The sequence below is a fragment of the Rhodococcus sp. C1 genome, assembly GCF_020809065.1.
GTDB lineage: Bacteria > Actinomycetota > Actinomycetes > Mycobacteriales > Mycobacteriaceae > Rhodococcus_F > Rhodococcus_F qingshengii.
This window is the reverse complement of sequence record NZ_CP078080.1, coordinates 1,431,103-1,443,760: the sequence shown is the minus strand read 5'-3', so window position 1 is coordinate 1,443,760 and position 12,658 is coordinate 1,431,103. Positions and strand designations below refer to the sequence as shown.

The 12,658-nt window shown below is 61.4% G+C and carries 10 protein-coding genes; 3 read left to right on the top strand and 7 right to left on the bottom strand.

Translation table 11 applies throughout. From position 1 onward, the window contains the following. Positions 1 to 46 precede the first annotated feature (46 nt). Both KTR60_RS06645 and KTR60_RS06640 read left to right on the top strand, forming a co-directional pair. The gene (locus KTR60_RS06645) at positions 47 to 1,300 is read left to right on the top strand and encodes a pyridoxal phosphate-dependent aminotransferase (protein WP_003943683.1); all 1,254 of its coding nucleotides are present in this window, start codon (positions 47 to 49) and stop codon (positions 1,298 to 1,300) included. A gap of 509 nt (positions 1,301 to 1,809) precedes the next feature. Continuing rightward, the gene (locus tag KTR60_RS06640) at positions 1,810 to 3,072 is read left to right on the top strand and encodes a YibE/F family protein (RefSeq protein WP_003943628.1); all 1,263 of its coding nucleotides are present in this window, start codon (positions 1,810 to 1,812) and stop codon (positions 3,070 to 3,072) included. A 9-nt stretch (positions 3,073 to 3,081) separates the two neighbouring features. On the opposite strand, the gene KTR60_RS06635 is transcribed toward KTR60_RS06640, so the two are convergent. Beyond that, a complete protein-coding gene (locus tag KTR60_RS06635; RefSeq protein WP_228401980.1) occupies positions 3,082 to 4,758 on the bottom strand; it encodes an Hsp70 family protein in 1,677 nt (558 codons plus the stop codon). A 149-nt stretch (positions 4,759 to 4,907) separates the two neighbouring features. Continuing rightward, complete coding sequence (locus KTR60_RS06630) at positions 4,908 to 6,227, bottom strand: UDP-glucose dehydrogenase family protein (RefSeq protein WP_228401979.1); 1,320 nt, start codon at positions 6,225 to 6,227, stop codon at positions 4,908 to 4,910. A 108-nt stretch (positions 6,228 to 6,335) separates the two neighbouring features. On the opposite strand from KTR60_RS06630, the gene KTR60_RS06625 reads away from it, so the two are divergent. Beyond that, positions 6,336 to 6,860, top strand: coding sequence for a protein-tyrosine-phosphatase (locus KTR60_RS06625; protein ID WP_058038968.1), 525 nt, complete (start codon positions 6,336 to 6,338; stop codon positions 6,858 to 6,860). Here KTR60_RS06625 and KTR60_RS06620 read toward each other — a convergent pair. The 5 genes from KTR60_RS06620 to KTR60_RS06600 all read right to left on the bottom strand — a co-directional run bounded on the left by KTR60_RS06620 (position 6,832) and on the right by KTR60_RS06600 (position 12,656). Further along, positions 6,832 to 8,256, bottom strand: coding sequence for a polysaccharide biosynthesis tyrosine autokinase (locus KTR60_RS06620; RefSeq protein WP_064074620.1), 1,425 nt, complete (start codon positions 8,254 to 8,256; stop codon positions 6,832 to 6,834). The two genes, KTR60_RS06625 and KTR60_RS06620, sit on opposite strands and share 29 nt — an antisense overlap. Positions 8,257 to 8,385: 129 nt before the next feature. Next, positions 8,386 to 9,711 (bottom strand): UDP-glucose dehydrogenase family protein, encoded by a 1,326-nt coding sequence (locus KTR60_RS06615; RefSeq protein WP_037130986.1) that lies wholly within the window; start codon positions 9,709 to 9,711, stop codon positions 8,386 to 8,388. Between the two features lie 55 nt (positions 9,712 to 9,766). Next, positions 9,767 to 10,735 carry a GDP-L-fucose synthase family protein gene (locus tag KTR60_RS06610; protein WP_037131034.1) on the bottom strand — a complete coding sequence of 323 codons (969 nt, stop codon included), beginning with the start codon at positions 10,733 to 10,735 and terminating at the stop codon, positions 9,767 to 9,769. Next, positions 10,732 to 11,763, bottom strand: a complete 1,032-nt coding sequence (gene gmd, locus KTR60_RS06605; protein WP_003943655.1) for a GDP-mannose 4,6-dehydratase — start codon at positions 11,761 to 11,763, stop codon at positions 10,732 to 10,734. The genes KTR60_RS06610 and gmd overlap by 4 nt, the downstream gene beginning before the upstream one ends. Next, on the bottom strand, positions 11,760 to 12,656 hold the full coding sequence (locus KTR60_RS06600; protein ID WP_228401978.1) for a WecB/TagA/CpsF family glycosyltransferase: 897 nt from the start codon (positions 12,654 to 12,656) through the stop codon (positions 11,760 to 11,762). The genes gmd and KTR60_RS06600 overlap by 4 nt, the downstream gene beginning before the upstream one ends. Positions 12,657 to 12,658 lie beyond the last annotated feature (2 nt).

The window sequence follows — 12,658 nt, the reverse complement described above, 5'->3', positions numbered from 1 at the left end:
ACGGTCCCCGACAATGCACTTGCACAGTGGTGGAATCATGTAACTCGTGAGCACACCAGAACCCGTCCGCCACCGTCAGCCGCAGCGCGAGCTGGAGCAGTCGTCGAAGCTCCAGAACGTCCTGTACGAAATCCGTGGACCGGTGCACGCGCATGCCGCCCGGTTGGAGGCGGAAGGACACCGGATCCTCAAGCTCAACATCGGCAACCCGGCACCGTTCGGATTCGACGCCCCCGATGTGATCATGCGGGACATGATCGCCGCCCTGCCCTATGCACAGGGCTATTCGGAGTCGAAGGGCATTCTGTCGGCGCGGCGCGCAATCGTGACGCGTTACGAGCTGGTTCCCGGCTTCCCCGAGCTCGACGTCGACGACATCTACCTCGGCAACGGTGTTTCCGAACTGATCACGATGACCATGCAGGCCCTCCTCAACAACGGCGACGAGGTTCTGATCCCAGCACCGGACTACCCCCTGTGGACTGCGATGACGAGCTTGTCCGGAGGCACGCCCGTCCACTATCTCTGCGACGAGGCCAACGACTGGAATCCCGATATCGCCGATATCGAATCCAAGATCACCGACAAGACCAAGGCCCTCCTCGTCATCAACCCGAACAACCCCACGGGTGCGGTGTACTCGATGGAGGTTCTGCAGCAGTTGGTCGATCTGGCACGCAAGCATCAGCTTCTGCTGCTCGCCGACGAGATCTACGACAAGATCCTCTACGACGACGCCAAGCACATCTCGCTGGCAACACTTGCCCCTGATCTGCTGTGCCTGACGTTCAACGGCCTCTCGAAGGCTTACCGCGTCGCCGGCTACCGCTCCGGCTGGGTGGCAATCACGGGCCCGAAGGATCACGCGGCCGGCTTCCTCGAGGGACTCGATCTCTTGGCGTCGACCCGTCTGTGCCCCAACGTCCCCGGACAGCACGCCATTCAGGTCGCCCTCGGCGGTCACCAGAGCATCGAAGACCTGATCCTGCCCGGCGGCCGCCTGCTCGAGCAGCGCGACGTCGCTTGGGAGCGATTGAACATGATTCCGGGCGTTTCGTGTGTGAAGCCTCGCGGCGCGCTCTACGCGTTCCCTCGTCTGGATCCGAACGTCTACGAGATCCACGACGACGAGAAATTGGTTCAGGACCTGCTTCTCCAGGAGAAGATCCTGATGGTTCAAGGCACCGGGTTCAATTGGCCGAATCACGATCACCTTCGGATCGTCACCCTTCCGTGGGCCCGAGATCTCGCCGTGGCCATCGAGCGATTCGGCAACTTCCTCACCAGTTACAAACAGTAGATTCTCACGCTGAATCCGGCTGAAATCGAGTAAACAATTCGTTGTACAAATGCCCCGTAAACGTAAAACTGCGGGGCATTTGTGCGACCTTGGTCACATTTTTCGCAAACCAGGCGGTTTGATTGACTCTTTAACTATTTAGTGACCTGCCCCGATGTGAAAACGGTCCAACCGGTACGTGATTCGTTGTGAAATTGGTAGTTGGACAACGCGCCAAATCGGTTTGAAATTGGGTACATTAGTTAGCAGCACTTCGGTGCCGCGAGCACCTGGTATCCCTCCCCCCCCTGTGGATACCAGGTTGGTGGCGGGGACAACCCCCCCTGTTCCCCGCCACCCAGCTCGACCAATCCCAGTTTCACAAACCCTCATCGGTAGCACCGGTTTTCGCCGACTCTGCCTTGCAGCGACACTGCCTTTCACCGACACTGCCGTCAGAAGCTGACCATTCGCTTCGGAGCCGATAACATTGCACCGGTGCAAATCCCCAGTCCGACACTCAGTTTCCGATGAGTCACGGCCATGGCCACGGTGGCCCCATTCAGATCGGCCCCACCGCATCACGCGTCGTCATCGGGTTGCTCGTCGTCATCGGCATGGTCGTCGTCGCGGCAGCTGTCGCACTGTGGCCGGACAAGAACACCATTCCCGTCCCACTCCCCTTCCAGAATGCCGACGGCAGCTCGGTGGAAACCGAGGCGGGCACCGTCACGATGCAGGATCTCGGCGACTGCGGAAGTTCCTCCGCCGGAAGGGTATTCGTCGGTGCCCCGCAACCGCCGCCTACCTCCGCCTACCAGTGCCAGCGAAGTATCGTCGATATCGAATCCGGGCCGAATGCCGGAACGAAGACATTGCTCGAGGTCATTCCGGGCGCCGGTCAGCCGGACCTTCGCGTGGGTGACCACATTCGGCTGGTGCGTCAGACCGACCCGAACGGAAACACGCAGTACTCCTTCGAAGACTATTCGCGTGGGCTCCCGCTGGCGTTGATCGTCATCGCGTTCGCCGTCGTCATCATCGCAGTCGCACGGTGGAGAGGGCTGCGCGCACTCGTCGGCCTGGTGATCGCCTTCGGCGTAGTCGTCGGGTTTCTCCTACCCGCTCTGCTCGACGGCAAGCCTGCGATACCGGTTGCGCTGGTCGCCGGGGCGGTGATCTTGTACGCGGTTCTCTATCTGGCGCACGGGGTCTCACTCAAGACCAGCTCTGCTTTGCTCGGCACCCTTGCCGCCATGGTGCTCGCCGCGGTTCTCTCCTACCTCTGCATTGAACTGACACACCTCACCGGTTTGTCTGAAGAGCAGAACACCAATGTTCAGACCTATATCGAGCACATAGACATCACCGGCCTGCTGCTGGCGGGCTTCATCATCGGCTCGCTCGGCGTTCTCAACGACGTCACCATCACCCAGGCATCCTCGGCATTCGAGTTGGCCGAACTCGACAAGCATGCGTCCCGTCGAAAAGTCTTCGGCGGTGCGATGCGGGTCGGACGTGATCACATCGCCAGCACGGTCTACACCTTGGTTCTCGCGTACGCGGGTGGGGCGCTGCCACTGCTACTGCTCTTCAGCGTCAGCGGGCGCCCTCTTCAGGACGTCCTGGTCGGTGACGCCGTCGCAATCGAGATCGTAAGGTCCGCTGTCGGCGGAATAGCCCTGGCGCTTTCGGTTCCACTCACCACTGCCATCGCCGTGATTCTCGCCCGTCCGCCCGGTAGCGCGGTCAAGGCCGGCCCCACGTCAGGTGGCCGACACTCCAAACGCTGAAAGCGAGCCTCAGAGTCCGGGAATCGCTGGGAGAACCGGCAACAGAATCGGCGGAAGCCCCGGGATGTAGATCGCCGGCGGTGGCGGCGCGGGCGCGGGCGCGGGCGGCACGTAAGTGTCCTGCACGACTGGCGGAGCCTCGACGACCGGAGGGGCTTCCTCCGTCGTCGTCGGGGGCGCGGTCGTTGTGGTCGTCGGCGGCGGAGTAGTCGTGGTCGTCGGTGCCGTCGTGGTCACCTCGGTTGCCACGGGTCCGGCATCCTCGGAATCGAAGACCTTTCCTCCGTAGCCCAATCCCAACCCCACGATCACGATCGCCGCGATCACACCGGCGCCGAGGCCCGCGAACCGTAGCGGGTTTCTCGGCTCTTTGGATGTCGATTCAACGGGTTGTGTCCCGGCGAGCCAGGACGGGTGTGCGGTTCCTGCTCCGGGTCCCTCGCCTTCGTACATCGCCGAGTACGCCTGGGCGTCAACCATCACGGCCTCGGTGTCTGCGTCACGTTCTGTGCCGAATCCGTCCGTGGCCGGGTCGCTGTCGACGACCATGAGATCTGCGGCCGGATCGAATCGTTGCTCGTGCCGGTTCGGTCGCGGCTGAGGCAGTTCCGCCGCGTAAGGGCTCGGCACCTGTTCTTGCGGAACGGACTTCGTGCCGGAAGCGGCTTCGGACAACGCATTCGGCCGCTCCGATTCCGCGAGCGTTGCGACCCCTCCGTGGCTGAACGCCTGAACCGGAACGGGTACCTCCGCCGGGGTGTGGATCGGATACGGCGCAAAGATCGGCGCTACAGCCGGAACCTGAACCGGGGCAGATACCGCGCGCGCCGATGGCGTCATCGACGACTCCGCGATCAGCGCAGCGCCTTGAGCAGTCACGAGTTCCGGCTGCTCGGGCGCGATGAGGGGGCACTCCAGCCACGCGGCGAGGGTCGCCCGCACGATCGGAATGCGTGCACCGCCACCGATCAGGAGAATCGCGTCGGGGTTACGGCCGGACGTTGCGATGACCTCTCGTATCTCGCGTGCGAAGGCCTCCACCGACGTGACGACCAACGAATCGAAAACTTCCCGCGACAGCAGGAGAAGCCCGCCGGGGCCGGGCAGGCACACCGCACTTCGTGAGGACAGCTGTTCCTTCGCGAGTCGGCATCGCGCCTGCAGTTCGGCATCGCCGCCCGGGTCGGCCGGCGTAGCTATACGGCGACGCACGGTCTGATCCGAGTAGACGAGCTCGTCGAAGTGATCTCCACTGACCCGCGTCGACCGGGCGGTGACGACGGTAGACCGCATCTGCCTGTCCACAATGCTGATCGTCGATCCAGAACTACCGATGTCGACGACGACGAGTGTGCTCTGGTCGGTCAACGCACCGGACTCCTCGAGCATTCGAAGCGTCGCGACTACTTCGGGAACCAGCTCGAAGTTGTCGATGCCTTTCTGTTCGAACGCTGTTTGGAGTGCTCCGGCCTGCGCTTGATCCCGGTAAGCGACGACCGTATTGCTGCCGAGGTCGGCATTCTCGGTCAAGGCCACGCCGGTTGCCTCCGCTGCGACTTCCTCGGGAATCTCGCGGCCTCGATCGACCGCTCTGGATCGGAACACCGGACCACTGTGGTCGGGCGTCCCCGGGCGCGCCAAACGCACAGCGCTGGCTCCCACCGTCACACCCAAAACCAAGTTCATGATCCACCTTCGTCGACCGTCGACGGGTTCCGTCACCAGACCCCGTCATTCCCCGGCCGGAAGTCTACCCACTGGGCATGGTCTGCGAGGTTCGCGCATCTCACCTAAGGCCTTCTCGCAGCTATTTTTTCGCTACCTGGACGTTCGACCTACCGCCCCAATCCGCGATAGTTCCAACCGGCGGAGCGCCACAGGTCCGGATCGAGGCAATTTCTGGCGTCAACGATCACCCGCCGCCGAACGAGTGGTTCCAAATCGGCGGGCACGAGTGAGGCGAACTCGTCCCATTCAGTGGCGATCAAGACCACATCAGCATTCCTGCAAGCTTCTGACGTGGAGGTTGCGTAGTGAAGGGTGGGAAACAGTCGGCGAGAATTATCCATTGCCTTCGGATCGAAAACGGTGACCGCCGCCCCGTGCAACTGCATCATTCCTGCAACGTTGAGCGCAGGCGAATCGCGCACATCGTCGGATTCGGGCTTGAACGCAGCTCCCAGCACCGACACGTTAGCTCCCAGCAAACTGCCATCGCAGGCTGCCGTCACCAGTTCCACAGCTTTTGTCCGTCGTCGCATGTTGATGCTGTCGACCTCGCGGAGGAAGTACAGCGCCTGGTCGACACCCAACTCCCCGGCGCGTGCCATGAACGCCCGAATGTCCTTCGGCAGGCAACCACCGCCGAACCCCAAGCCCGCATTGAGGAACCGTCTACCGATCCGAGCGTCGTACCCGAGAGCGTCGGCCAACATCGTGACGTCGGCCCCGGTCGCCTCGCACACCTCCGCAATCGCATTGATGAAGGACACCTTGGTCGCGAGAAACGCATTCGCAGATCCTTTGACCAACTCGGACGTCGCCAGATCGGTCACGAGGAAGGGCACCCCCGCGTCCAGTATCTCGGCATACACCTCGCGAAGAACGCCTTCGGCGTTTCCCGGCCGGTCACGATCGATCCCCAGAACCAACCGGTCAGGGCTCAAGGTGTCCGCGATCGCGTGTCCTTCACGCAGGAACTCCGGATTCCAGGCCACCTCTACCGAGCCACCCGCCGGCGCAGTCGCTCGGAGTCGCTCGCCGAGAGCCGCTGCCGTGCCTACCGGCACCGTCGACTTCCCGACTATCAGCGAAGGCTTTCGCAACAACGGCGCCAACATGTCGATCACCGAATGAACATGACTCAGATCTGCGGCGTACTCCCCCTTCTTCTGGGGCGTCCCCACACCGACGAAATGGATGTCCGCAAAATCCGCGGCATCGGAGTAGGAAGTCGTGAACTGCAGCCGACCCGACGCCAGATTCTTCTCCAGCATGTCGGTCAGACCCGGCTCGAAGAACGGGACCTCCCCACGAGACAACTTGTCGACCTTGGACTGGTCGATGTCGACTCCCAGCACGTCGTGGCCAAGTTCGGCCATACACACTGCGTGGGTCACCCCCAGGTATCCCGTTCCGAACACGGTCATCTTCATGTGTTGTTGGTATGCGTCCGAACTTTCCGAAACGCGTACGCCAGGTGGGCGCGAAACCAACATCGGGCGTACGACGAGTGCGTCGCGTGTGCAACCTATGCTTCTGCCATGCACGTTCTCTTCGTTTGTACGGGAAACATCTGCCGATCACCCACGGGCGAACGCCTTGCACGTGCTTATGCCGCCGAAGCCGGGGTCACCGGATTCACCGCGTCGAGTGCCGGAACCCGGGCGATGGTCGGACACCCGATCGAGCCGACTGCTGCGAGGGTTCTCGCGGGGCTCGGCGGCGACCCCACGGAGTTTCAAGCCCGACGCATGACAACAGCGCTGGCGTCGGACGCCGACCTCATTCTCACGATGACCGAAAGTCAGCGAGACAAAGTCCTGGCGATGGCTCCGGCGCGGCTCAAGCGCACGTTCACACTTCGAGAAGCCGCACGGTTGGGCTCGCTCGCAGATGCAGGAACTGTCGAGGACCTCGCCGCCGCCAGACCCCGATTTCGTGCCACCGAACCCGAGGACGTCATGGATCCGATGGGTAAGGAAGAGAACGTGTTTCACGAGATCGGACTCGAGATCGCCGATCTCCTCGGCCCGCTGCTCAGCCGACTTCGCTTCGGTGAGCGTTGAGCGCGGGCACCGCGGTCAACTGCGGTAGCGACTTGTCCGACTCGTAGTAGTAGCTGTACTCGTACGCATTGCGTCCGCGAGACGGCGTCATCGTGATGACAGTGCCCAGGACGTGCGCACCCACACTCTGTAGGTTTCCGACCGCGCGCGCCAGTTGATCGCACTTCGTGGAGCCGTGTCGGGCGATCACCAGGGCACCGTCCGACATCGCGGCCAGGACCGCGGCATCCGTGACGGGTAGCAACGGCGAGGCGTCGATGATGACGTAGTCGTATCGCGCCCGCAGTTCCTCGAGAACATGTTTGGCCGTGTCCGTGCCGAGTAGTTCGCTCGGGTTCGGCGGGATCGGTCCGGAGGCGAGCACTGTCAGCCCGTCGAACTCGGTCGGCTGAAGCACATCGTCCAGCGTCGCTTGACCGGAGAGCACCGAACTGACGCCGACACTTCCGAGCAATCCCAAATACTTCGATACTCGCGGCTTCCGGAGGTCGCCTTCCATCAGGCACACTGATTTGCCGGCCTCCGCCAAGACGAGAGCGATGTTCACGGCCGTGGTCGTCTTACCTTCGGAGGGAAGCGAACTCGTGACGACGATAACACGCGGTGGATGGTCCACCTCGAGGAACTGAAGGTTGGTGCGCAACTCACGGAAGGCTTCGGCACTCACGGAACTTCCGTCACTGAAAGCGATCGCGTGATTGACTTCGACGTCCTTGTCGAACGGGATCGTGCCCACCATCGCCGAACCCGCGATCTCTTCTACAGTTCGACGATCTTTCACCGTGTTGTCGAGTCGATCACGAATCAACGCAAGCGCGATCCCCACAACCAGTCCCGCCACTGCGCCGAGCGCGAGGTTGCGCGAAGTCTTGGGTGACACCGGAACAGTCGGCTGTTGAGCCTGCTGTTCGACGACCACACGTGCAGGCGGTGTTCCGCCGTTCTCGGGTGTCTCCAGTTCCTTTGCCAATGCCACGAATTCGGATGAGAGAGTGTTTGCGATCTCGCGTGCGAGTTCCGGTGACGCGTCCTTGACTGCGAGGTCGATCAACACAGTGTCGGGCGCCGACGTCGCAGTGACCTTGGAGGCCAACTCGTCAGCCGACATCCCGCCGACCACCCTCGGTCCCAGTTCGTCGATCGTCCGCTGTGCGAGTGTTCGGCCGGTCAGGAGTTTTGTATAGGACAGAACTCGCTGCTGTGAAAGTTGACTGCCCTGCAGTGCCTCGTTGACCGAGGTACCCGCCGACGTCGAAACGAACAGCCTCGTCGAGGCCTGGTAAACGGGCGTCGAAAGAAGAGAAGCGCCGAGGGCTCCCAGGATTCCGAGCACGGTTACAGCAGCGACTATTCGCCATCTGGCTTGCAATATCTTCAGGTAGTCGACAATTTCCATCTTGATGTCTCCTTCGGCTCACGCATGTCCACTGCGGGTCTGAGCGGTCTTTGCCGGTCGGACCGCGAGGGCGAACCGGGCTTTCTCATTTCGATATAGATCAGCTGCGACGGACGAGACGTCCTGTGCTCACGGGCGTCCCAGTCCGCGGTAGTTCCAACCTGCGCCTCGCCACTCGTCGAGGGAAAGGCAATTGCGCCCGTCGACGATCACTTTCTTGCGAACCACCGAATCGAGATCGGACGGCTGCAACTTCAAGAATTCGGGCCACTCGGTCAATACCAGGACGACATCGGCACCTTCGCAGGCATCCAATGCATTTGCCGAGTAGGTCAGCGTCGGGAACAGCGCGCGCGAATTGTCCATGGCCTTTGGGTCGTACACGTTCACTGCAGCACCTTGGAGCTGAATCTGACCCGCGACGTTGAGCGCCGGCGAATCACGAACGTCGTCCGAGTCCGGTTTGAACGCGGCACCCAGAACTGCGACTCTCGCACCGAGAAGCGATCCGCATGCCTCCCGCGCCAGTTCGACCATGCGTGTACGTCGGCGCATATTGATATTGTCGACTTCGCGCAGGAACGTCAGTGCTTGGTCGGCACCGAGTTCACCGGCGCGAGCCATGAAGGCACGGATGTCCTTCGGCAAACACCCTCCGCCGAAACCAATTCCCGCGTTGAGGAATCGACGTCCGATCCGAACGTCGTGCCCGATCGCGTCGGCGAGCACTGTGACGTCGGCGCCCGCAGCCTCGCACACTTCGGAGATGGCGTTGATGAACGAGATCTTGGTGGCCAGGAAAGCGTTCGCTGACGCTTTCACCAACTCCGCCGTCGCAAGGTCCGTGACGAGAAACGGAATCTCCGCATCGATGAGCTCTGCATAGACTTCGCGCGCAACAGATTCCGCTCGACCACGGACATTTCGATCGACTCCGAGCACAAGTCGGTCCGGGTGCAACGTGTCCTGGACGGCAAATCCTTCACGCAGAAACTCGGGATTCCACGCGACTTCGACGCCGTCACCGATCGGTGCCAGTTCGCGCGCGCGCTTACCGAGCCGTTCCGCGGTGCCCACCGGTACCGTGGACTTGCCGAAGATGACCGAGGGCTTGGTGAGCAGCGGCGCCAAAGTCTCGATCACGGCATCCACGTAGACCATGTCCGCGGCGAACTCACCCTTTTTCTGCGGCGTACCGACCCCGAGGAAGAACACGTCCGCAAATTCTGCGGCTTCCTCGTACGACGACGTGAACTTCAGTCGCCCTCGATCGATGTTGTTTCGTAGGACCTCGCCCAACCCTGGCTCGTAGAACGGAACTTCACCTGCTGCCAGTTTCTCCAGCTTTGCCGCATCGACATCCACTCCGAGGACCTCGTGACCGAGTTCGGCCATACAGGCCGCGTGTGTCGCGCCCAGGTATCCCGTGCCGAATACTGCTATGCGAGTGCTCATGTTGCTCGATCTGCTTTCTCGAGAGTGTGCGAAGTGTGTTGATGGGAAAAGCGATTCAGGTACGTACGGCACCGATGTTGTCGCGGTACCACGAGATCGTCGACGCGATTCCTTCGCGCAATCCGATTGTCGGCCGCCATCCGAGTTCCCGAATCATGCTCACGTCCAGCAGTTTCTGCATCGTTCCGTCCGGCTTCGAGGTGTCCCACCGCGTCTCTCCGGTGTATCCGACCTCCGTGGCGACTATCGAAGCGATCTCACGAATTGTGTGGTCCTCGCCGGTTCCGACGTTGACATGCGATGCACCGTCGTAGTTGTCGAGCAGATGCAGACACGCCGACGCCAAGTCGTCGACATGCAGGAATTCACGTCGCGGATTGCCACTCCCCCAGTTGACAACCGACTGGACTGCCGACGACTGCGCCTCGTCGTAACGCCGAACGAGTGCGGGAAGTACGTGCGATCCGTGCGGCGAAAAATTGTCTCCCGGGCCGTACAGGTTGGTGGGCATAGCTGAGATCCAGGGGCGACCATACTGCCGCCTGGCAGCTTGGACATGGAGTATTCCCGCGATCTTTGCTATTGCATAGGCGTCGTTGGTCGGCTCGAGATGCCCGGTGAGCAGGTATTCCTCCTTGATCGGTTGCGGTGCCAATTTCGGGTAGATGCAAGATGATCCGAGGAACAGGAGACGCTCGACGCCGTGTGCGAGGGCAGCGTCGAGCACGTTCACCTGGATGCGCAGATTCTCCGACAGGAAGTCGACGAGGAAAGTGCTGTTCGCCGCAATCCCACCAACTTTTGCTGCTGCGAGGATCACGTTGGTCGGCTTTTCGCGGGCGAAGAAATCGAAAGCAGCTTCCCGGTCACGTAGATCGAGTTCGGCCGAGGTCTTTCCGAGCAACCTGGTGAAGCCCGCAGATTCCAGGTGTCGCCACACCGAAGAGCCGACCAGACCTCGGTGGCCGGCCACGTAGAACGGTGCGCCTCGATCGAGTGGTCGCGCTGCGAATGAATCACTCATCGCGTCGCCGACCAGTCGGGAAGTGCCGGAGTGTCGATCCACGGCCGCCCTTCGTGTTCGAGCGCTTCGATGTCTGCCTCGACCATGATCCGGGCCAGTTCGGGTGTGTGCACGCCGGCCTTCCAACCGAGTTTGCGCTCGGCATGACTCGGATCCCCGATCAGTGCGTCCACCTCGGTCGGCCGAAGATACCGTTCGTCGAATCGAACGTGGTTTTCCCAGTTCAGACCTGCATGTTCGAACGCGACGGTCAGGAAGTCGCGCACCGAGTAGTTGCCACCGGTGGCGAGCACAAAATCCTCAGGCTCGTCGACCTGCAGCATGCGCCACATTCCCTCCACGTACTCCGGCGCATATCCCCAGTCGCGAATCGCATCGAGATTGCCCATGTACAGATGATCCTCGATACCTGCCTGGATGCGTGCGACCGCGCGCGTGATCTTCCGCGTCACGAATGTCTCACCACGCCTGGGGGACTCGTGATTGAACAGAATTCCGTTCACAGCGAAGATCCCGTATGCCTCACGATAGTTCTTGGTGATCCAGTACGAGTACACCTTCGCTGCACCGTAGGGCGAACGTGGGTAGAACGGTGTCTCCTCGTTCTGCGGTGGCGGTGTGGCACCGAACATCTCGGAACTCGACGCCTGGTAGAACCGGCAGTCGAGTCCGGCCATCCGAACCGCTTCGAGTAGTCGGATCGACCCGACGCCAGTGGTGTTCCCGGTGTGTTCGGGTTCGTCGAAGCTGACCCTGACGTGAGACTGCGCAGCGAGGTTGTACACCTCGTCCGGATTGATCTGCGCGAGTAGTGTCACCAGGCGCGCTCCGTCACTGAGGTCACCGTAGTGAAGAAAAAGTCGGGCATCCGCATCGTGCGGGTCAACGTAGATGTGGTTTATCCTCGAAGTGTTGAACGTCGAGGATCGACGGATCAGTCCGTGAACCTCGTAGCCTTTGGAGAGCAGCAACTCGGCAAGGTAAGAGCCGTCCTGCCCCGTGATTCCGGTAATCAGTGCGCGTTTCATCCTGCGTTCCTTCCGTTGCGGGACAGCCCGCCTGATAGTTGCGAAACCACGGTTGTGGTCCGTAGTCCTCCGAATCGCTCGGCAGTCTTGATCTCGCTCATGCGCGTCCCCCCCAAACGGCCGAAGACTTTTCGTATGTCACGTGATGCCAGCCGTACGAATGTCGAGTTACCGAACAGGTAGCGCCGCCACAGACGTTTGGGTTCGGATACAAGTCGATACAACCACTCGAAACCCGAGTTCTGGACGAAAGATGGCGCCTCCGAAACAGTTCCGGCCAAGAAGTCGAAGGCCGCGCCGACACCGACGGCCACGTAGTCGGTTCGATCCGCTATCGCCTTCGTGACAAAGTCCTGCTTCGGCGCACCCAGACCGACCCACACGATGTCCGGTGACGTCGGATCGACCTTCGTGATGATGTCGTCGACGAACTCCTCGCTGAACGCGGCAAACGGCGGGGCATATGTGCCGGCCACCTTGATTCCCGGGTATAACTCCTCGACTCGATCCGTCAAGAGATTCAACGTCTCTTCTGTCGTGCCGACAAAATGGTGACGAAGGCTGTAGCGGCGTCCCTTGTCCAGGGTGGCCTCGAAGAACGACGGACCCCGGACTGGTCGAACACCGACGTGATCGGCGGTGCCGCCGATCAGGCGCATCACCCAGCTGACCGGGGTTCCGTCTGCGAAGTTCACACCGGGACCCTTCAAAACCGCGGAGTAGTCGCGATCACTGTGCGCCGCCGACACGCAGTAGGAATTCGACAACCTCACGGAGACTCCGGTTCCGGCTCCCTCTCGTCTGTCGTTGACTACCCAATCGGTAGCTCCCTCGAGATTGGTCGCGGCAAACGGAATGCCACCCACCTCGATGACCTCGAACGGACTGCTCATCT

Bases quoted from the DNA above. Each gene is read 5' to 3' on its own strand.
- KTR60_RS06640 (WP_003943628.1), top strand. From the start codon at position 1,810: ATGAGTCACGGCCATGGCCACGGTGGCCCCATTCAGATCGGCCCCACC.
- KTR60_RS06635 (WP_228401980.1), bottom strand. From the start codon at position 4,758: ATGAACTTGGTTTTGGGTGTGACGGTGGGAGCCAGCGCTGTGCGTTTG.
- KTR60_RS06630 (WP_228401979.1), bottom strand. From the start codon at position 6,227: ATGAAGATGACCGTGTTCGGAACGGGATACCTGGGGGTGACCCACGCA.
- KTR60_RS06625 (WP_058038968.1), top strand. From the start codon at position 6,336: ATGCACGTTCTCTTCGTTTGTACGGGAAACATCTGCCGATCACCCACG.
- KTR60_RS06620 (WP_064074620.1), bottom strand. From the start codon at position 8,256: ATGGAAATTGTCGACTACCTGAAGATATTGCAAGCCAGATGGCGAATA.
- KTR60_RS06615 (WP_037130986.1), bottom strand. From the start codon at position 9,711: ATGAGCACTCGCATAGCAGTATTCGGCACGGGATACCTGGGCGCGACA.
- KTR60_RS06610 (WP_037131034.1), bottom strand. From the start codon at position 10,735: ATGAGTGATTCATTCGCAGCGCGACCACTCGATCGAGGCGCACCGTTC.
- gmd (WP_003943655.1), bottom strand. From the start codon at position 11,763: ATGAAACGCGCACTGATTACCGGAATCACGGGGCAGGACGGCTCTTAC.
- KTR60_RS06600 (WP_228401978.1), bottom strand. From the start codon at position 12,656: ATGAGCAGTCCGTTCGAGGTCATCGAGGTGGGTGGCATTCCGTTTGCC.